This is a genomic window from Mycoplasmopsis pullorum (genome assembly GCF_001900245.1).
Taxonomy (GTDB): domain Bacteria; phylum Bacillota_I; class Bacilli_A; order Mycoplasmatales; family Metamycoplasmataceae; genus Mycoplasmopsis; species Mycoplasmopsis pullorum.
In genome coordinates this window covers 273,482-295,460 of the sequence record NZ_CP017813.1, presented here as the reverse complement: position 1 = coordinate 295,460, position 21,979 = coordinate 273,482, and the positions used below count along the sequence as shown (strand labels likewise).

The window sequence follows — 21,979 nt, the reverse complement described above, 5'->3', positions numbered from 1 at the left end:
ATTACTTTTTCACCTATGAAATAGATGTTTTATAAAAATGTCTTTTTCAAAAAAAAAAAAAAAAAAGACGTTTTTTTCGAAAAATCACTAAATTTTTTGAAATTTTCAAAACAAATAATTAGTTCTAAATCTTGAACGGACAAGCAATTAAAAATTCGAATTTTTTGCTTCAAAAAATGTTGATTTTTAGATTGCAAAACATATTAAAATATTCTCAACCAATGCAGGAATTTTGCTAATTAATAATGTATAATTTAAAATAACTATGAAAAGAAAACCGCCTATTTTACCCGCAAAAAGTTCACATCGTATTTCTAATAAGTGAACAATTAGAAAAATGGTTTTTGTTGCGATTTTGATTGCAATTTCAGTAACTTTTACCATTGTCGGTTCACAAATTGTACCGTTTATTTCAATTGCTTCATTTAAGTTTAGTTTTATTGGTTTACCAGTTAAAATTTCTGGTTTAATTTTCGGTCCTTTTATTGGTTTTTTTGTTGGTTCTATTTCAGATTTATTATCACTTTTATTTGTGCCACCAGGTGGATGACATATTCTCTATACTCTAGCTACTGGAATGAATGGTTTTGTCGCTGGAGTAATTGGTTGATTCTTTTTAGTTTACTTAAAATACTATTTTGGTGGCGAATTTCGAATTGAAAATTATTATGCAAAAATTTATAAATTAAATGTGCAATATGAAAAATATATTCAATTAAACAAAATTAATAAAGCTGAAAAAGTCTTGAATAAAATCATTTTTTACGATAATAAAATTCAAAATGTCAAAAATGCTGGAACAATGACTGCTTTATTAAATATTAATTTAATCATTTCAATCATCATGATGTTATCAGTCATCATTTTTATCTCAATTATCATCGGTATTCAAGTTGATTCCAAAGCATTTGTTGAAAACTTAATTAAAAATAGATGAATTACACTCGCTTTTATGATTAGTGGTACATCAAGCATGACTATTTTTATTATTGTTGCTCGTTTCAAATTAAGTCCATCACGTTATTTAATTGCCGTACCAATTATTGTTATGTCAGCATTTTTAGAATTAATTAATATTCCAATTCTTTCAATTGCGGACAATATTTCACTTGGAAGTGGTACAGTGGATAAAATTTTAGACTGAATTGTTTCACACGTGTTAATGAGTCCAGTTAAAATTTGATTTAACTTATTAGTTATTTACTATTCATATTCAGTTATCTCATCATTAGTATTTAAAAATCAAAATCTTAGTTATTAAAATAAGGAGTTTATAAAATGAATAAACAAAGAATTTTCGCAATCGAAAATCTTTTTGAACCATTAAATAAAAAGAATGGTTCTTCATTTTTTAATATTCCTTTGTTAGAAATTTATAGTAATGAAAGAAGTGCGATTGTCATTGATCAAGAGAGCACTTTTTTTGATTTAGAAAACTTCTGATACAAGTTTTTATACAACGAAACAGCATCATACGTATTAAATGAATTTAAAAGTAAGAATCGTAGTTACAACGTTATTTATGGTAAAAACGATACTTTTAATGAAATTTTTACTTTTTCACTTGAAGAGTTGTTGGAGAAAAATTTTGATATTCCAATTTATCAAATCTGAGATTATGCATACAACTCAAAAATTGATAACTCCGAAATTTTGAACTTGAAAAATATTTTGAATAAGTATGATATTGAGTTTAAAACCAAAATCTTGAGTATTTTAGATAAATCATCAAAAAGTATTATTGAAATTAACGACAAAATCAATGATGATTTATTAATTTTGTCAAACGATTTAAGTTCGCGTTGATTCTCGCTTAAGGATGAAGAATTTCAAAGTCGCTTGGACAAAATTAAAGATTTATTGAATGAATTTAAAAATGAAAACTTAACATTTTTCTTTAAGTTTTATTATGAAATGTTTCAAATTTATAAGAATTTCAAGCAAGAATATGAGCAACAACAAAAAAATGAAGCCGATTCAGATGAGTCGATTTTTGATATTGAGAAAAAGCTTAAATTCCTAAAACAATTTAACAGTAGTTCAAACAATATCATTCAACAAAAATTACTAATTCGTGACTTAAAATTCGAGAATACTTTTTTTAAAAATCAACTCAAAGACATCATTAAACGAAATAAAAAATATAAAAAATATATTATTTATAAAATTAAAAACAACATTAAAACCAACAAACGCAAAATTCAATTACTCACAAGTAATACAAAGGAATATTTATACCTTTATAAAAAAATTGCAGTTAAAAAGAAAAGTTTAAGTTTTTGAAAATATTATGTTAATAAGGCAAAATATTTAGACACAAATGAGCTCTCAAATATTGTTAAAGCAATTATTAACGAAGAAGAATTTTTCATTTTGAATAATTTGAGCACCATCAGCGAATTATCAGGTTTTTGAGATAAATGAAAAATCAAAGCTCGAATCTTTAATAACTATAATTTCAACTTCAATAGTTATATTGAAAATTCAAGAAATAAAAAGATTTTTCTGAATCAAGAAGCTCAAAAACGTGCTGACATGATTAAAGAAATTGAAAAAATTAAATTTAAAAACAAGTTGGACCTATCAAAACAACTCGAACAACAAAAATTTAATGATTTTATAAAATTACACAAAGCAGAATATAGATGAAATAAACAATCGCGTGATAAATTGTTTAAAACAACAATTCTTAAATCTGCTCCAAAAGTTAAACGTTTTGAAAAGAACCTTAAGAAACAAATTCGTTCAATTGAAGCAACAGTTAAAGTGATTGCAGATGTGGTTGATAAAAAATCAAAAGTTTCGAATAAAATTAATGAATTAAATCAATTTGTTAATACAAACTTAAATAGTTTTGAATCATTTAGCAAATGACCTTTAGTTTCAAGCTTTATTTATGAGCTAATTAGTTTCCTTTCGAATAAATTCTTATTTTCAAATCAATTCGCTCTTTCATTTTTAGCAATTCAAAAAATGATTTTAGCTATGTCATTTGTTTCAATTAATTTCTCATCATATTTAAAATCGTATTTTGAAAATGAGATTGATGATGTAATTAAATTAAAATTAATCAAGATTTTGATTACACAACCAAAACTAGCTTTTGTTAAAGATGATGAATCAGTCATCACAAATCAAATTCGTAAAGACTTTTTAAAAATTTTAAATATCATTTGTTCAAACAATAAAATTCCATTTGTATTTATTACAAAAAATTTCGAATTAGCTAAAAATAATTTTGACAGTTTGACAATTTTCTATAAAAATAACTTAATTGAGAGTGGAAAAACAATTGAAATTTTAAATAAACCAATTAATCCATACACTCAGGAATTAGTGCATAAGCACACGAACAAGAGTTTTAGTGAATTTTGACCATGAATCTATAATGACGTTTTCTTTTTAAAAGAAACAAATACTCACTATGTTTGTTCATCGCAAGCCAACTTTCTAAAATGAAATCGTGTGAACATGCTAGAATCAGAGTTTGAAAATAGTAATTCAAATGAACTCAAATCTGAAATTTTAGAAGATGTAGATAAGTACTTTAAACCAATTAACGAAAATAAAGAACAACAAATGTTCTTTAAATGACAAAATAATATTTATATTGGTTCGGACTTATTCAAACTGACTCCAAAAGATAAACAAAGTAAAACATCATTGGTGACTGAATTGGAAAACGCTCCAAGCGATTCAAGCGAATTTCAATTTAATGATGAATTAATTTATTAAAATGTTATATAATATATTGGACTCGCCGTCATAGCTCAGCAGGCAGAGCACATCCATGGTAAGGATGGGGTCGCTGGTTCAAGTCCAGTTGTCGGCACCATATCATTATTATAATGTTGTATTAGATATTGTTCTCTGAACAATATTTTTTTATTTTTATGTGAAATTTAAACTATAATTTTCATATGCAAAAAACTTATACAGCTAAGGACATTAAGCAACTAAAAGGACTTGAAGCAGTCCGTAAAAGACCTGGTATGTACATCGGAGGTACCGATAGTGCTGGACTTCATCATTTAGTTTGAGAAATTGTAGATAACTCCATTGATGAAGCGTTAGTTGGATACGCAAATCATATAAAAGTCACATTAGAAAAAAATGGTTTTATAACTGTTGAAGATAATGGACGTGGAATTCCAGTCGATCAAACCGAAGATGGTCGTAGTGGTGTAGAATTGATTTTTACCGAATTACACGCCGGTGGTAAATTTGACGATTCAGTATATAAAAGTGCTGGTGGACTTCATGGTGTAGGTTCTTCGGTAGTTAATGCTTTATCAACTGAATTAATTGTTGAAGTTTATCGTGATGGAAAAGCATACCGTACTAAATTTATTCAAGATGATATAGTTGAAAGAACACATGTAATTGGAAACACTAATAAACGTGGTACAAAAGTATCATTTAAACCAGATTATACCTTCTTTAAAAAAGCAAAAATCAATCCAGATACAATTAGCGAACGTCTTAAAGAAAGTTGTTTTTTAATCTCTGGATTGCAAATTGACTTAATTAATAAATTTGATGATACTGAAGAAACATATAAATATGACAATGGTATTTCAGAATTTGTTAGCTTTATAAACGATTCTAAAACACCACTAACTACAGTGTACACATTCAAAGATGAACAAAAAAATATTCAGGTTGAACTGGGTTTCCAGTACACCGACTCATACAACGAATTAATTCAAAGTTTCGTAAACAACGTTAAAACACGTGATGGCGGTACACACGAAACAGGTTTAAAAACAGCTTTTACCAAAGTTTTTAATGACTTTGCAAGTGATGAAAACTTACTTAAAAACAAAGCGGCGTTTGAGGGAAGTGATATTCGTGAGGGGCTTACTGTTGTACTCTCATTAAAAGTACCTGAAAACCATTTAGAATTCGTTGGACAAACTAAGGATAAACTAGGGACACCTGAAGCTAAAGGAGTTGTTGAAGAACTAGTTACAAAATTCTTAAAGCAATGAATTACAGAAAATAAACAAATCGCTAAGAAAATTTTAGAAAAAATCAAACGTGCTTACGATATTCGTAATGAAGAAAAAAAACGTAAGCAAGAATTGCGTAAAAGTAAAAACTTACTTAAAGAAAAAATGATTATTTCTGATAAGTTAACTCCTGCTCAAAGTCGTAAACCAATGGAAAAAGAGTTGTTCCTAGTCGAAGGGGACTCTGCTGGCGGCTCAGCTAAAAGTGGTCGTGACCGTAAATATCAAGCAATTTTACCTTTAAGAGGGAAAGTTATAAATGCTCAGAAGTCCAATTTATTAGATGTATTGAAGAACACCGAAATTGGGACAATCATAAACGCAATAGGGGCTGGTTACGGAAAAGATTTTGATATCACGAAAGCTCAATACGGTAAAGTAATATTAATGACCGACGCGGACACTGATGGGGCTCACATTCAAATCTTATTATTAACATTTTTCTATCGTTTTATGAAACCACTAATTGAAGAAGGTAGAGTTTTTATTGCGTTACCACCTTTATTTAAAGTGTTTAATAAAACTAAAAAAACAGTTAAATATGCTTGAGATGAACAAGAATTAAAAAGCATAATGGCTACTGAAAAAGGTGCGACTGAAATTCAAAGATATAAAGGACTTGGTGAAATGAACTCTACTCAGTTATGAGAAACCACCATGGATCCAAAGACCAGAACAATCATAAAAGTTACCATTGATGATGCATCACTTGCAGAAAGAAGAGTTTCGATCCTGATGGGACAAAATGCTAATTCGAGAAAAGAATGAATTGATAAGAATGTTGACTTTTCAAATTCAGAGGAATTTATCGAAAACTTGATTTAACACACATTAAATGTGTGTTTTTCTTTTTGTTTTGTCACCTAATTTGAATCAACATTACTGGGGACAATAAAGTCTAAACTGGGGTATAGTGAACGACAAAAAAGATGCAATTAAGCATCTTATAATGATTCTATTTTATTTATAAATATTTTGAAGCATCTTCGTTGATTAGACACAAACAAATCGCTTCAGGACCAGTGTGAATTGAAACTACGGAAGGTAAATATAATACAAAAGGTTTAAATCCGAATTGATTTTTGATTTCTTGAACTGTTTCTTCTAATAAATAGTCTGCAGGATTTGAAAAAGAATGCAATAAAACAAAAGTCGGATTTGATGAGTTGATTAACTCTTTTTTCTCAGCAACTTTACTTAAAACAGTTTTGTTGAAGATACGGCCTTTTCCTTCTTTGAGTAGTTGACCGTCTTCAAATTTGATAATAGGGACAATTTTAAATAATTTCGCAATTGTTGCAGCTGCAGGATGTAAACGACCACCTTTAACCAAGAAAGTATTGTGTTTAGGTATTAGTGAAATCGAAGCATAATCAGGTTTGAGTTTAATTTCACTTAAAGCAGTTTCAAAAGGTACATTATTTTTGATTTTTTCTTCAAATTTTAATAATTCATAAACAATAAACTGAGCAATTGAACGTGATTCTAAAACTCTTAAGTTAGGATAATCTGATTCTAAAAGTTTTAGCGATTGATATTGACCAGATAAAAATTTACTAATTGGAAAAATTACAATGTTTTCGTATTCATCCTTAATTGAATTTAACAAATCAATTACTTCACCAAGTTTAGTTGAAGAAGTTTTTGCATTATCAGAATTTTCATTAAAAATATCAAATAAGTTTTGAGTCGATAAATTAATTCCATCATCATAAATCACATTATCAATTTCAATATGCAACGGAATAAAAAATCAACCTAATTCCAATGTTTGTTCTTTTGTTAAACCGGATGACGAATCCACAATAATAGCAACTTTTTTCATAGCTTAATTATATTATAAAATTGCTTTGTTTCATTTTTTATTTACACAAAACTATTTATAATTATAATATTATGTTATTAGGTAGAAATATATATAAAAACTTTGATAAAACAACAATAATTGTAGTAGATGCAAGCTTAAATGTGACAAATAAAATTGAAGCGGATGATATTGTTATTTTTTATGACAAAAACAATTGTGTAGCTTCAATAGTCCTTAATAATTGCGATTATTTTAGAAATACTAATAAAACATTTTATACATTAAATAACGAACAATTTGAATATATTAGCGACTTAGTTAAAAAAATAAATTCAGATTTAATCATTAATAACACCGTAAAATTTCAATATGGTAAGATTACAAAACGCACTCAACATCCTAAGTCGGATAAATTATTTATTATTGATATTTTTAACGGTGAAAAAACTATTACATTAGTCACCAATACACTTGATTCACAGGAAGATAAAGTTGTGGTTTTTGCACATATTGGAGCACAAACTTTTTCTGGTATCGACGTAAAAATGTCTGAACTAATCGGAGTTAAAAGTCCAGGTATGTTAGTTGGTTACAACTCGCTTGGTTTAAGTGGAGAAGGTTTAATTTTTGGTGATGATTCATTAATTGGACAAGAATTTCAAATTTAATAAGAAAAAAGGAGATATATGTCAATTCTAAATGAACTAAAAAATCGAAACATTTTGAAGAATTTATCAAGTCTTGAAAAAATGAATAAATTAGAAAATTCAGGTTGCGGAGTTTACGCTGGTTTTGATCCGACCGCACAAAGTTTACACTTAGGTAACTACATTCAAATTGTTAATTTACTACGTTTTAAACAATTTGGTTTTGATGTTTATGCAATCTTAGGTGGAGCAACAGGGATGATTGGTGATCCGTCATTTCGTAACTCAGAAAGAAAGCTTTTAGATCAAGAAACATTATTGTTTAATAAAAACAAAATTAGACAACAATTGGAAAAATTTGGTCTAAAAGTAATCGATAACTACGATTTTTACAAAGATATGAACATTATCGAATTTCTTTCAAAAGTCGGAAAATTAGTTAATGTTAGTTACATGATCGCAAAAGATTCGGTTGCATCAAGACTGGAAAATGGTTTAAGTTTCACCGAATTTAGTTACCAATTAATTCAAGGATGAGACTTTTTAACACTTTACAAAGATAAAAATGTGTGCATTCAATTTGGTGGATCAGACCAGTGAGGTAATATTACAACTGGTTTAGATATGATTTCAACAACTTTCGGAAATGACCATAAAGCAGTCGCATTAACAGCACAATTATTAACTGATGAAAATGGTAATAAATTTGGTAAATCAACAGGTGGTGGAAACTTATGATTAGATAAGGAAATGAATAAACCATTTAGTCTATACCAATTTTTGTACAATCAACCAGATTCACAAATTAAAAACTTATTGATGTGATTAACATTTTTAAGTGTTGAAGAAATTAATCAAATTGTTGCTGAACACGAAAAAGAACCGGCAAAAAGAAAAGCACAAGAAATTTTAGCTTTTGAAGTGGTAAAAGATATTCATTCACGTGAGGATGCTGAAATTGCTCAAAACATTTCAAAAATTATGTTCGATAAGTCATTTAATCCGTTCGAATTAGACACATCTGCCGTTGAACAAATGTTCTCACAAATGAGTAATTTAGAATTAAGTGGAAATAAATCATTGTTTGAACAACTTTTAGACTTAAAAGTTTTTAATTCAAAACGTGAAATTCGCGAAATGTTAGCAACTGGTGCAATTAAATGAAATGATCAAACAATTGAATCAGAAGATTTTGTTGTCGCTTCAGAACAATTCGATTCAAAATACGCATTATTAAAAAAAGGTAAGAAGAATTTATATTTAGTTAAAATTAATTAAAAAGATAAAATAAAAAACCACAACAGTGGCTTATTTTTGACATCTAGATGTCGGCTCTTTTTAATTATAAAACAAAAAATAAAAAAGTTAGTGAACTTTTGGAGTAAATTATGGCAATGAACTTAAAACATAAAGAAGATATTTGTGTAATCGGAACTGGTCGCTTCGGTCAAGCAATTATTGGTCAATTGTTAAAAATGAATAAGAGTGTTTTTGTAATTGACAAAATGGAAGAAAACGTCAAAATGTACGCAAACGAAGTCGAGCGCGCTGTGGTTGCAGATGCAGCTGATATGAAAGCACTTGAAGCACTAAAAATTTATCAAATGGAAACTGTTGTTGTAGCAGTTCCAGATAATATTGAAATTGTTGCTGCTCTATTAGAATTAGGAATTAAAAACATTATCGCTCGAGCAACAAGTAAGAGACATGCTCGTGTTTTAAAACAAATTGGTGTTAATGTGATTATTCGTCCTGAAAGTGAATCAGGAATTCGGACTGCATTAATTGCAGCTAACGATAACTTTATCAAATATTCACAAAATTTACTTGAATTAGGAGATAATTTCGTTGTCGGAACTACTATTATTAAAAACGTTGAACTCGATGGAAAAATGATCCGTGAACTAGCTTTAAATAATAAAGGTGTTACAATTATTCTAATTAAAAGAAACGAAAAATCAATGCGTGCTCAAGGGGATACTAAAATTTTTCTTGATGACTTAGTATCTTTAGTTGGTAAAGTAGAAGACGTTACAAATGTTTTAGGCTTATTTAATGAATGCTAGAAAGTGAACTTGTTTCACTTTTTTTATATCTTTCCCAGTTTCTAGTATAAATTAAAAAATTTTTTTTGCATTTCATAATAGGTTTATTTTTCATACTAGGAACTGGGAATAATAAGTTGAATGTGATTTTTTAATTTATGTGTGTAATTTTATGAATATAAAACACGAATATAGCTATTTTACAGTAATATTCTTGTTTTTTACATTTTTTGAGTTTTTTGGAGCGATTTAATAAATTTCTAGATTTTTTAATCTGTATCAAACCTTTTGGTATCTTCAAATTATCAGTATCCTAATCCAACTTGCTTTACATAGCAACCTTTAAATCCCTTTGAAATTGCTAAAACTAAATAATGTTTAACTTTTGTTTCTTTTTAATTAAATTATAGTCCATATCACATCTATTATGTCTATAATGTATGTAATTTGTAGTAAAAAATAATTAAAATTTTCGCTCTTTCATATATTTAAAGATATATGAAAGGAAAAAAGAATAACTCTTAAGAAAGTGTCAAACTTGCAAACGCAGAATACAATTAACCAACAAAAAGAAAAAACCACATACTTTTACAAAGTATGTGGCATGAATTTACCGATAAAAATCTATCATTATAACTTATAAAATTTACATCGGTTCAAAGTATGCTAAAGAATTGAATTAAAAAAAGAAAAATAGACCAAAAAAGATGGCCTATAGATGTAAAAGTTTTATAAGACAAAAAATTTTTTTATTTTGCCAATAGATATTAAGGTAAATAAGGTAATTTAATTATGTTGTTTTTAAATGGTGCCCGAGACAGGATTTGAACCTGCATGGATTGCTCCACTAGATCCTTAGTCTAGCGTGTCTGCCAATTTCACCACTCGGGCATATAAGCGTGCAAATATTATAACACGCTTTTTTAATAAAAATTAAATATTTTTTCGTTTTTTTATTCAACAATTTCTGCTGTATCTTCGGTTGAATCATTATTTGAATTTGCAGCTTGTTGTTGTGCTGCATAGTTAGCAAAATTTTTCATTACGTTTTCAATTTCGTCAAGTTTTTGTTTTAAGTTTGCAATATCTTTTTTCTCGATTAATTCTTTAATTTCCTTAACTAATTTTTCACTTTCTTCTTTAGCTTTAGCGTCTAATTTATCACCTTGTTCAGCGTTAGCTTTTTCAATTTGTGAAACTAAAGTTTCAGCACGCACGATGGTTTCAACTTCTTCTTTACGTTTTGCATCTGCTTCTCTGTTTTCTTCAGCTTCTTTAACCATACGATTAATTTCTTCTTCACTTAATTTTGAGTTATTTTCAATTGTAATTGTTTGTTCTTGGTTTGTTTTTTTGTCTTTAGCTGTAACTTTAGTAATACCGTTAACGTCAATTGAGAATGACACTTCAATTTGTGGAACTCCACGAGGTGCTGGTTCAATTCCACTTAAGTTGAATTGACCAAGTAATTTGTTATCACTTGCCATTTGACGTTCACCTTGCACAACACGAATTGTTACTTCAGTTTGGTTATCTGCAGCTGTTGAGAAAATTTGTGATTTAGTTGTAGGAATTTTGGTGTTTCTTGGAATTAAAGGAGTAGCAATCCCACCTTCAGTTTCGATTCCTAAAGTTAAAGGTGTAACGTCTAAAAGTAAGATATCATCAATATCACCAGCTAAAACGGCACCTTGGATTGCAGCACCGATAGCAACCACTTCGTCAGGGTTAATTGAACGGTTAGGTTCTTTTCCTAAAGTTCTTTTTACCATTTCTTGCACAGCTGGAATTCTAGTTGAACCACCAACTAATAATACTTCATGCAAGTCATTTGCTGTAATTCCAGCTTCTTTAAGAGCGTCTTCAATTGGTTTTCTAGTTTTATCAACTAAATATGCTGTCATTGCGTCAAATTCGCTACGTTTTAGCTCTAATTCTACGTTAACAGGTCCATTTTCTGTAACTGCTAGGAATGGTAAATTAATGTTTGCAACTGATTGACTTGATAAGTCGATTTTCGCTTTTTCAGCTGTCTCTTTTAAACGAGCCATTGCCATTTTGTCTTGACTTGGATCGTAGTTGTAGTTTTCTTTAATTTTGTTAATCATTCATTTAACAATTTCGTTATCTCAATCATCACCACCTAAGTGATTGTCCCCAGATGTTGAAAGTACTTCGAATGTTCCTTCTTCAAGTTCTAAAACAGACACGTCAAAGGTACCACCACCTAAGTCGTACACAAGCACTTTCATTGATTTTTCACCTTTATCAAGACCAAAAGCTAATGCAGCTGCAGTTGGTTCGTTGATAATACGTAAAACATCTAAACCAGCAATTTTACCAGCAATTTTAGTTGCTTCACGTTGTGCATTATCAAAATATGCAGGAACTGTAATAACAGCTTTTGACACTTTTTGACCTAATTTCTTTTCAGCATATTCTTTTAAATAAGAAAGAATCATAGCTGAAATTTCTTCAGGTTTATAATCTTTATTATTTGCATGAACTGTTTTACTTGTTCCCATTAGTCGCTTGATTGATGCGATTGTATTAGGGTTAGTTTCGATTTGTCTTTTTGCTACTTCACCAACAATAATTTCGTCATTTTTAAAACTTACAACTGATGGAGTTGTTCTTTTACCGTTTGGATTTTCTAAAACAATTGGATTTTTTCCTTCAACTATGGCAACTACTGAGTTAGTTGTCCCTAAGTCGATTCCTAAAATAATTTCTTTCGCCATATTTGCCTCCTATGGTTAAACTTGTATTTCTTTTTTCGCTTTACTGTAAATATTTTAGCACATTTTTTAGCAGTTCAAAGCTTTTTCTGCTAATTTTTTTTGTAAATTACAACTGTCGCTGGTTTTACCACACGGCCGTTTAATTTAAGCCCGAAAGCTTTATTTTGTTTAATCTCATTATCATTCTTGTTTTGATCGTAAACAATATCAATTGCATAATGTTGTTCAGGATCGTATTCGTCCCCAACTTGTCCCTCGATGATTTCGAGTCCGTGTTGATTTAAAACATCATTAAATTGTTTTTCAATCATTTTAAATCCATAAACATAATTTTGGACACTTGAGTCACTACTATTTTCCCCGGCACGAGTTGCTAATTTAAAATTATTATAAGGTGTAAGAAAATCCTCAGCAAATGATTGTAACGCATAAGCTTTTGCAGCATTAATTTCGTTTTTTAAGCTTTCATTGTTTGCTAACTTGCTTTTAGAAATTTCTTCTTGAGCTTTAGCGGTCAATTCTTTTGCTTTATCTAAATAAGTTTGTGCTGTTTTTTGAATTTCAACCTCAAGATTTTTAATTTTTAATTTCAAAATTTCATTTTCAGCAGATAACAATTCAATTTGTGAATCTTTTTCTTTTGTTGACTCTTCTAAATGTTGATTAATTTCTTTTTGTTTAATAATTTGTGCATCAGTTATTTTAATTAATGCTTTTTTATTTGCTCAATCAGGATTAGGACAATTTTTTGGAAAAATAAATTGAACTTCCATGTTTGAGTGGAAATTACGATTAATTAAAAAATCATCTAATCGGTTGATGTAGCTTCTATTACCAACTTTTAATTCGAGTTCTTTAGTATAAGGAATTTGTTCGTGACCATCTAGAAAAAAACTAAATTGTCCCTTTATGATATCACCATTATGAATTTTAATTTTCTTTTTATTTGTACTTGTATTTTGATTATTATTCATCATTTTTACCATCCTTTGAATCGTTTTTTGTTCGTACTAATTCTTCTAATAAACAAATCGCTCCACGCATTGAGGCGTAATCGCTTTTAGTTGCTCCGATAATTGTAATTTCAGTTACTTGATTATCTAATTCGAGTTTTTTGGATAAAAATGCACCATCAGAATCAACTGAAATTTTAAGTCGTTCATCATCATTTTTTTGTTCGCTCTCAATTAATTCTCAAATTGATTGATTTTCAAGCATATTAAGCATTTTGTGCAATTGTTCACGTGAAATATCTTCACTTAAAATAATATTGTTTCTTCCGTAAACATTAGTTTTGACTTGAGTTTGAAATTGGAAAACATTTTCAATAAAACTTTCGAATAGATCTTCGTAATTGTGAACTGCTTGAGCTAAAATACTTTTAAGACTCAAGGCACGTTGTGCAAGTTGATAAATCGGAACATCAACTAAACGTTCTTTAAAAAGTCGAATTGCAATTCTTAAATCTTCAATTTCGTTTTTACTTGTATTTAAGTAGATCATTTTTGAAAATACTTCACCGGTAGAAATGACTAAAACCACTGTAGCACTGGATTCACTTAGTGGTACCAATTGAATACTTTTAAGTAGTGCATTGGAATTAGATTGTGCCGTAACAATCGTAAGTCCAGTAGCTTCGGTAATGATTTTAGCAGCTTCATCAACAGTATTATCAATGTTTTTTTTACGTTGGTGAAATAACTTACGTAATTTTTTAAGCATATTACTTTCTTCATCTTGACTCAAGAAACGAGCATAGTAGTCCAAACCTTTAATTGTCGGAATCCGTCCAGATGAGCTGTAAGCTTTTTCAAGGTAACCCTCATTTTCTAAATCATTCATTAAATAACGAATTTTTGCACTAGACATATTTAATTTATAATGATCTAAAATCTTGCTTGAAGATATCGCATCTCCTTGCTCGATATACATTTTAGTAGTTAACTTAAGAATCTCTTCGTGTTTAGAACTAATTTTTTTCATGTAATATATTTTATCAAGTTTTTTGAAAAATTAGCAAAGTAAATATATAATTGCTAAAAAAATCTGCAAAATCAGTCGCAGATTGGACAATTTTAGATAAAATAAATAATATGAATCCAACTCAAACACAAAAACTTTACTTTTTAGCACAAATTAATGAAACAACATCGAAAAACTTTTATAAAGAAAATTCAGCACTATTTTATAGTATGGCGGCGATTTTTGTTGTTCTTGGAATTTTAGCGTTTGTATATTATTTTTTAACAAAACACAAAATTCAAGACTACAAAAATGAACAACTAAAGACTTTTCGCGAAAACCATCCCAGAGATAAGCACAAGACCTATGAACAAGCTGGTTTATATTTACCATCTTGACAAAGAGCAAAGTACAATTTACCGCTGTTTTTAGGTTTAGTTTTTGTGATTATTGGAGTTTATTTATTTTTCGCACCAATTATGGCATAAAATTAATCATAAGTGTCGAAACTTTTCCATAGTATATCATGCTCATTGTTAAAACAATGAGCTTTTTATTTATTTTTATAGATAATAAATAAGTTACTTTCTTTAATAAAGAAAGAATAGTAACAATTAAAGAAAGGAGAAAAATGAAGACATTAATAGCAAAAATTCCTTTTTTGAAAAACAAAAAAGAGAAAAAAGCGACTGACAATAGTAATTCAGGAAAAGCTAGAAAAATTCTTTCGAAAATTTCTGGTGCATTTATGTTACCTATTTCAGTTATGGCTATTGCTGGATTTTTCTTAGGTGTTGGTGCAGCTATTGCGACTCAAGGTAGCTCAACCAACAATTTCGCTTTAGAAACATTTGGTAAATTTATTTCGATTTTAGGTGATCCTGTCTTTAGTGCATTACCGTTGCTTTTTGCTGCTGCTTTTGTTATTGCTTTTACAGATGAAGCTGGTGTTGCTGTTTTTGCAGCAATTATTGGTTACTTTGTCTTTAATGCAATTCAAAGTGTGTTTATCTTTGATGTTACAACTGGTTACTCAATTTTATTCACTGGAGCTGGTCGTGATCCAGAAACATTGGAAAAATTAGTCGGGACTACTTTGGGGACAAAATCACTTCAAACATCTGTTTTTGGTGGTTTAACAGTAGGTTTAGTAGTTCAATATTTATACAATAGATTTCATCAAATTCAATTACCACAAGTAATTTCTTTCTTTGGTGGTAAACGTTTTGTAGCAATCGTTACTATCCCTTCAATGATTGTCTTAGCTTTCTTATATTTACTATTTTGACCATGAGTTGGAGTAGCATTAAGTAAATTTGGTAACGCTTTAGGGAAAGTTCCATACGGATTTGAATCATTTATTTTTGGATATGTAGAAAGATCATTGGTACCATTTGGTCTGCACCACGTTTTCTATGCTCCGTTATGATACTCAAATGCTGGTGGTGACTTAAATGAAAGTTTACAAGTATGAGAAAACGGAAAAGAAGGTTTAGTTCTAGGTTCTGCATTATTAGAACTTAAGAAACAAATTAGTTTAGATCCTAACAAATACGTTGGTGATTCAACTGCGTCAAATGCATTATTGAAGTTTCCATTTAATGATGTTTCGTGATCAATTAATGGTAAAGAATACTCAATGCCACTATTCAAATTCATTTCAGATGAATTAGGATTTAAAATTGGAAGATTTATGGATGGTAAATTCTCATTCATGATCTTCGGATTACCCGGGGCTGGTCTTGCAATGATTCTTGCAGCTCCAAAAGAAAATCGTAAAGTTGCTTTAGGGACAGTTTTACCATCAGTAATTACCTGTATCGTAACTGGGGTTACTGAACCAATTGAATTTACATTCTTATTCTTAGCACCTTGATTATTCTGAGGTGTACACGCATTCTTATGTGCAGTATCATTCATGCTAGCAAACATTCTTGGAGTGCATGTCCCAATGGCCTTTTCAGGGGGAATGTTAGACTTAATTATTTATGGTGTTATTCCTTTTGCTAAAGGGACAAACTTCTATTGAACATTAATTGTTGGAATTCCTTACTTCTTTGTTTACTTTGGAATTTTCTACACATTAATTGTTAAATTCAAGATTGAAACACCAGGTAGAGGTTCAAATACTAAATTATTTACCAAAGCCGATTACTTAAAGAAAAAAGATTCTAATTCGTCAGTTGATCCAAGAGCTTTAGCTGTTGTTTTAGCTTATGGTGGAATTGACAATATTAGTGCATTTAACAACTGTGCATCACGTTTAAGATATGACGTTGTTGATGCAAATAAAGTAAGTGATGAAGCTTTAAAAGCTGCTGGGGCAAGTGGAGTTAAACGTGAAGGAAGTAAACACGTTCAAGCAATCTTTGGTCCACAAGCTGAGCAACTTAATTCATTAATTAAGGCACAACGTGAAAAAATTAAAGAATACATTTTACAACATCCAGAATTATTAAATGACAAAGTTGAAAACTTAATTGAACAAGAAACTCAACCTGCTAATAAAGCAAGCGACGGAAAAGTTGTTGAATTAAGTGCACCAGCACTTGGTAAAGTTAAAACTTTAGCAACATTAAATGATGGAGTATTCTCAGAAAAAATGTCAGGAGAGGGATTCGTAGTTGAATTCGCTGCTGAACACAACGCAAGTATTTTCTCACCAGTAGATGGGACAATTACTTTAGTATTCCCTACTAAACATGCTTACGGAATTACAACCGAAGATGGTATTAATGTATTATTACACATTGGTATTGACACAGTAAACTTAAACGGAAAAGGATTCGAAGCTTGTGTTGAACAAGGTCAAAAAGTTAAAAAAGGTGACTTAGTTGCTAAAGTTAACTTAGACGTTGTTCGTGATGCGAAACTAAAGAGTGATTTAGTAACTGTAATTCTTCCTGATTCATCAAAAACAAGTGTTAAAATTCAAAAATTAAACACTAATGTATCAAGCAAAGAAACTACTATTGCTTTAGTTAAGTAATAAAAAATAGGAAATTGGTTTTTCCTATTTTTTATTACTTAAATCATAGTTTTCGTTACTAAAGATCTCATCATAAGAGTATTTGCGAAAATCAAAAGCGAGAGCTTTAAGTATAATTAAAAATAATGTAAATCGTTCTTTATGTGTTTGTCTTTTGATATATAGAAATCCGACAAAAATCAATAAAATCATTATTAAAATTCATCATGCTGCAAAAAGCATCATCAAATAAAAAATAATCATGCAAAAGATCGTTTTAACAACCACACTACCATTTTCAAAACTTGGTTTATAAAAATTACCAAGTAAAGTTCAAACAAATCAAATCCACAAAAAGGCTAATCCAATAAAGAATAAAGGTAAAAGAAATCCACCATTCTGAAAAACTGCCATAAAAAATGGATTTCATTTAACAAATCTTCTTTTTATCTTGTCATTTCTTCTGTTTTTGCTCATAGGTGAGAATATTATATAAAATATAAGTATGAGTATCAGCAAAAAAATAAAATTACTATCATCATTCGGTGTACTTTTAACATGCACCAATCTTTCGTCTGCTTGCAGTTTAGTATCTAATGATACTAATTCATATGAATTTCAAGCAGATACAAAAAATTATACAAGTGAGCAATTTTTCTATTTATTCGATCGTCAAGTAGTTAATAATCTTATAAAAATTAACAACAAATTTATATATCAAATTCAATATGAAAATAATCAAAAAAATGAATCTAACAAATTTGATTTAAATAAGAATAAACTTATAAACTTATTTTTTAGGCCAAGTAATCATTTTGGTTTTAAAGAAGCAAAACGAGTAAATATTGATGACGTCATCGCTTTTCCTACAGGAATCGATTTTGAAAAAGATAATAGTTATACAATTCGAACTAAATTCGAAGATCTTTATCCAAATGAAATAATAAAACCAAATATTCACTATCTATATTCAATGTTAAATGAAAAATCTAGTTATTGAAAAAATATTTTTCCTGAGTTTATTCCTCCAAAAAAACTAAGAATTGAAAGTTTTAAAAATAATGATAAACAAATAGAAATTTATGAACATATAATTAATTTCTATTTGAGAGCTTTTAGATTTGACAAAGAATATCTTGTTTCAATAAATGATATCGAAAAAATAAATGACAATTTACTCGCCTTAAAATTAAAAAATTATTCAGATAATCAAGATTTAACAACTCTTTATCTTGGCAATTTCTTTGAATATTCAACAATTAATCCGAGTTACTCGTTTAAAAATACAAGTGAAAATATTACATTTAATGAATATATTTCAGATCCTGAATTACTAATTAATGCAAGTGCTCTAAATTTTACTAGTTTTGATTCTTTACTTGAAAATGGTAACAATTTTAATGCAAAAGGTTTTAATTATCTAATTTCAAATGAAAAAGAGATGTTCTATGTAGAAGTTCCAGATTACAAAAAAACAGAAGATATTGCATATTGAATTGAAATACCAAAAGCAGATGATGGGGACAGTCAATTTGCGGAATTTGTCCCAGAGAGGAATGTTGCAAAAATATATGTCCATGTACAAAAAATGCCACATGGTGATTTTGTTAAATATCCATGATATTCTGTTGATTTTAATTCACACCATCATTTAATGAGTAATTATAAAACAATTCAAAACGGTGAAATTGTGAATTGAGATTACAAAAAAAATAACTTTACTGACTATAAAACAGTATCTAGAGAGTTTATTCAAGGTATTATTAACCAATTACAAAATAAATTAAAAAATAATTTAAGTATTTGAGATGGTCGTCGTCAAAATCAAATTGAAGCGTATGAAATGTATGAAGCATCAAAAAAATCAGGTTTATCTTGATCACTTTATTGATTTTCATTTTTACTTAACGATGAAATATTAAAATATATGATATCTCGAGATCAAGATTTTAATTCAAGTATCAAATACGTTGAGGTAAGAGTTAAATCATTTGAGAATCCCGGTAAATTAATTATCGAATTGTGATTTTACGATTACAATAACAGAGAAATTCAATTTGAATTCGGTAACACTTTCGAACTTAAAGGTTTTAAAGGATCGGTATAATAAAAAATCAAGACGTTAATTTATTAAACATTTTGACGTCTTGATTTTTTATTATTATCCTGTAGTTAAGTCACTTTGGACATATTCAAACTTGTTGGAGTAGTTTTTAAATCCTCAAACTAAAATTGTTGAACTAATACCAAATTGACCGATAAACATTAATAAAGTTAATGCAATTTTACTTCCAATATTAAAGTATTTAGTCATACCGGTTGAAAGACCGGTAGTACCGAAAGCACTAGATACTTCGAAAATAATTTGTGTCATTGAGAAATATTGATCTTCCTTGCTTTGAAGGCCGTCATTAACTTTACTATAGTGTGTTTTTATATTTCCACCATAACTTTCAAAGCTCGTTGAACAAATTAAACTAATAATAATAAGCAAGAAAATACTGATAACAAAAACTAAAAGTGCTTGTTTTTCAGTTTCTAATGAAATTGTTCTTTTAAACATTCTAGTACGTGGTTTGCCAAGTATTTTATTAAATAACATTGCAACTATAATCGCAAAAGTTGTCGTTCGGATTCCCCCTCCAGTCGAAGCTGGGGCCGCTCCGATAAACATCATAATCAACAGTATTACGGCAGTATTCGAATTTAGTTGGCTCATGTCAATGAACGAAAAACCGGCACTACGTGTTGATAATGAACAGAAAAATAAAGCAAAAGATTTCGCAAAAATACTTCCGTTCATTTCCATGTTTCAAAACGTATTATTTGAATTCGAAAGAATTTCAGTGAGTGAAATAAGTAAAAATCCAAAAATTGTTACTAATAAATATGTTGTAAGTGAAACCTTTGAAAACAAACTAAAATGATATTTATTCTTTTTACCAGTAATTTTATGAACAATAAAACAGTAAATATCATAAATAGTTGGATATCCTAATCCACCAATTAATAATAAAATAATAAAAATTGCTTGTAAGCCATAGTTTAAATAATATGGCATAAATGAATTTTCACCAAGAATGTCAAATCCAGCGTTATTTAAAGCACTAATTGAATGGAAAAATCCAAAACGAAATGACATTGATCAATTTCCTTTAGGATTAATAAAGCTTGCAGGATCTACGAAATCTTTTGGATGCTCTGGTCCGACAAAATAGAAATAAAAAGTCAGAATAAAACCGAAAATTAAACACACCAATAATAAGAATTTAACTGCTGTAACAACCAATTTAAAGGTTTGAGCAATATCATCACTACCACGTTCGTTGTTTATCAATTTAATCTCAGATAAAGTTGTAGTTTTACGTCTAAATAATCAATTAATCAAAAAGAGTTTCAATGCGAAAACACCAATTCCACCGAGTAAAATGAGAATCGCGATGATACTTTGACCAAACATGTTTCACTGCCTAAAAGTGTCAACCACAACTAATCCAGTGTCAGAAAATGCACTCGCAGTAATAAAAAGTGCATTAATATAGCTAATTCGTGGAATTGCTTTTTGTTTACCAGTTAACTCAACTAAGTAACTAGTATTTTGTGTCCAAGGAGAATACAGTAATAAAGAAGCTAGGATGACGATTAATAAGTAAATTAATAAAATGTACTTATGAGTACCTAACTTTTTACGAATAATATTGAAATTTTTTCAATTCATAATATTAAATTTTATAGTAAATAAATAAAAAATTATTCCGTGATGGAATAATTAATTATTTTTTTAAAACACAAATAACATCTTTCGGTTTAACTTCACGAGCTAAATTAGTAATTTTTTTGAATTGAGAGTCGTTTGTTACAACTAATATAACATTTGGATTTAATTTTTCTGAAACTAGACGAGCAACATCGACTGTTACTAATTTATCACCAGCTTTAATTTCTTGTCCTTGAACAACATGAGCTTCAAAACCTAATCCACCATTTTTAACAGTGTTAATTCCAACGTGAACCATAACTTCAGTTCCGTGTGAGTCAACGATTGTGTAAGCGTGTTTGGTAGGGAATGCTAAAACGACTTTACCTGAAATAGGTGATAAAACGTCAACGCTTTTTTCGTGAGAAATGTCAATTACAAATCCTTCACCTAACATTTTTTCAGAGAAAACACCATCATTTAAACTTTCAAGCGGCATAATAGCTCCAGCTGCAGGTGCTAAAAGCTTAACTTTATCAATACTTTCAGTTTGTACTTCAGAAGTATCTGATAAAACAGCTTTAGAAGCTAAGTTACCATCTTGTAGGTGAGCGTTTTTAGCTAATTCTTTCTTTAAAACTGGTTGAGCAAGTCTAATTTGTGAGTTAATAAATTCTGATTGATCTCCGAATTTAACTTCAACATATCTAGGTCCTAAAACTAAAACTTCTTCAGCACCAAGTTTTTTTAGTTCTTCAGCATTTACTAATGAACTATTTTTAACGTCGTATCTTAATCTTGTAACACCATTATTAAAACCTGTAATGTTGTCGATTCCACCTAAGTTAGTAACAACATTTCTAATAAAATCATCAACTACAACATTTGTGTTTTCAGAACTTTTTTCTTTATTAAAAAGTCCTTTAATTTTTTTCATTAAATCCATAAATATCTCCAAATTTTTATGTTTTTTATATGCTGTATAAATTATATTTTAAAGTTTAAAATTTATATAAATCGATAAATCAACTAATATAATAAATATGTTATCTTTTCCACGTTGCGAAAAGGTCTTTCAAAGAGAAAAAATTATATAATCA

General features: G+C 29.0%; 16 protein-coding genes and 2 tRNA genes. 10 read left to right on the top strand and 8 right to left on the bottom strand.

The features are described 5' to 3' along the window. Positions 1–265 precede the first annotated feature (265 nt). The 4 genes from BLA55_RS01150 (at position 266) to parE (ending at position 5,837) form a co-directional block, all read left to right on the top strand. Positions 266–1,261, top strand: a complete 996-nt coding sequence (locus tag BLA55_RS01150) for an ECF transporter S component (protein ID WP_073372288.1) — start codon at positions 266–268, stop codon at positions 1,259–1,261. A gap of 17 nt (positions 1,262–1,278) precedes the next feature. Beyond that, positions 1,279–3,735, top strand: a complete 2,457-nt coding sequence (locus BLA55_RS01145) for an MAG1360 family OppF-related protein (protein ID WP_073372287.1) — start codon at positions 1,279–1,281, stop codon at positions 3,733–3,735. 24 nt (positions 3,736–3,759) lie between these two features. Beyond that, positions 3,760–3,835, top strand: a tRNA-Thr gene (locus BLA55_RS01140). A gap of 85 nt (positions 3,836–3,920) precedes the next feature. Then, a complete protein-coding gene (parE, locus tag BLA55_RS01135; protein WP_073372286.1) occupies positions 3,921–5,837 on the top strand; it encodes a DNA topoisomerase IV subunit B in 1,917 nt (638 codons plus the stop codon). A 139-nt stretch (positions 5,838–5,976) separates the two neighbouring features. Here parE and BLA55_RS01130 read toward each other — a convergent pair whose 3' ends face one another. Next, positions 5,977–6,837 (bottom strand): DegV family protein, encoded by an 861-nt coding sequence (locus BLA55_RS01130; RefSeq protein ID WP_073372285.1) that lies wholly within the window; start codon positions 6,835–6,837, stop codon positions 5,977–5,979. A gap of 71 nt (positions 6,838–6,908) precedes the next feature. Between BLA55_RS01130 and tapR the strand changes: the two genes are divergently transcribed. From tapR to BLA55_RS01115, 3 genes are all read left to right on the top strand, one after another. Next, positions 6,909–7,487 (top strand): TyrS-associated PheT N-terminal domain-related protein TapR, encoded by a 579-nt coding sequence (tapR, locus tag BLA55_RS01125; protein WP_073372284.1) that lies wholly within the window; start codon positions 6,909–6,911, stop codon positions 7,485–7,487. A gap of 18 nt (positions 7,488–7,505) precedes the next feature. Further along, complete coding sequence (gene tyrS / locus BLA55_RS01120; protein WP_073372283.1) at positions 7,506–8,744, top strand: tyrosine--tRNA ligase; 1,239 nt, start codon at positions 7,506–7,508, stop codon at positions 8,742–8,744. Between the two features lie 116 nt (positions 8,745–8,860). Next, positions 8,861–9,532, top strand: a complete 672-nt coding sequence (locus BLA55_RS01115) for a potassium channel family protein (RefSeq protein ID WP_073372762.1) — start codon at positions 8,861–8,863, stop codon at positions 9,530–9,532. Positions 9,533–10,317: 785 nt separating this feature from the next. Here BLA55_RS01115 and BLA55_RS01110 read toward each other — a convergent pair. The 4 genes from BLA55_RS01110 to hrcA all read right to left on the bottom strand — a co-directional run bounded on the left by BLA55_RS01110 (position 10,318) and on the right by hrcA (position 14,235). Next, positions 10,318–10,402: transfer RNA gene (locus BLA55_RS01110), tRNA-Leu, on the bottom strand. 62 nt (positions 10,403–10,464) lie between these two features. Next, positions 10,465–12,252, bottom strand: a complete 1,788-nt coding sequence (gene dnaK, locus BLA55_RS01105) for a molecular chaperone DnaK (protein ID WP_073372282.1) — start codon at positions 12,250–12,252, stop codon at positions 10,465–10,467. An 89-nt stretch (positions 12,253–12,341) separates the two neighbouring features. Next, entirely contained in the window at positions 12,342–13,229 is an 888-nt protein-coding gene (gene grpE, locus BLA55_RS01100) for a nucleotide exchange factor GrpE (protein WP_073372281.1), read from the bottom strand. Beyond that, entirely contained in the window at positions 13,219–14,235 is a 1,017-nt protein-coding gene (hrcA, locus tag BLA55_RS01095; protein WP_073372280.1) for a heat-inducible transcriptional repressor HrcA, read from the bottom strand. The genes grpE and hrcA overlap by 11 nt, the downstream gene beginning before the upstream one ends. Positions 14,236–14,285: 50 nt before the next feature. On the opposite strand from hrcA, the gene BLA55_RS01090 reads away from it, so the two are divergent. Both BLA55_RS01090 and BLA55_RS01085 read left to right on the top strand, forming a co-directional pair. Beyond that, the gene (locus tag BLA55_RS01090) at positions 14,286–14,702 is read left to right on the top strand and encodes a hypothetical protein (RefSeq protein ID WP_073372279.1); all 417 of its coding nucleotides are present in this window, start codon (positions 14,286–14,288) and stop codon (positions 14,700–14,702) included. Positions 14,703–14,845: 143 nt separating this feature from the next. Further along, entirely contained in the window at positions 14,846–17,203 is a 2,358-nt protein-coding gene (locus BLA55_RS01085; protein WP_073372278.1) for a PTS sugar transporter subunit IIABC, read from the top strand. Positions 17,204–17,227: 24 nt separating this feature from the next. Here the strand turns inward: BLA55_RS01085 and BLA55_RS01080 are convergent, their stop codons facing one another. Then, the gene (locus BLA55_RS01080) at positions 17,228–17,659 is read right to left on the bottom strand and encodes an ABC transporter permease family protein (protein ID WP_157089901.1); all 432 of its coding nucleotides are present in this window, start codon (positions 17,657–17,659) and stop codon (positions 17,228–17,230) included. A gap of 28 nt (positions 17,660–17,687) precedes the next feature. On the opposite strand from BLA55_RS01080, the gene BLA55_RS01075 reads away from it, so the two are divergent. Further along, positions 17,688–19,289: an MAG3240 family lipoprotein gene (locus BLA55_RS01075; RefSeq protein ID WP_073372276.1), complete on the top strand. Its 1,602-nt coding sequence runs from the start codon at positions 17,688–17,690 to the stop codon at positions 19,287–19,289. Between the two features lie 54 nt (positions 19,290–19,343). Here the strand turns inward: BLA55_RS01075 and BLA55_RS01070 are convergent, their stop codons facing one another. Then, entirely contained in the window at positions 19,344–20,900 is a 1,557-nt protein-coding gene (locus tag BLA55_RS01070; RefSeq protein ID WP_073372275.1) for a potassium transporter TrkG, read from the bottom strand. 55 nt (positions 20,901–20,955) lie between these two features. After that, positions 20,956–21,825, bottom strand: a complete 870-nt coding sequence (locus BLA55_RS01065) for a PTS sugar transporter subunit IIAB (RefSeq protein WP_235631839.1) — start codon at positions 21,823–21,825, stop codon at positions 20,956–20,958. Positions 21,826–21,979: the final 154 nt, after the last annotated feature.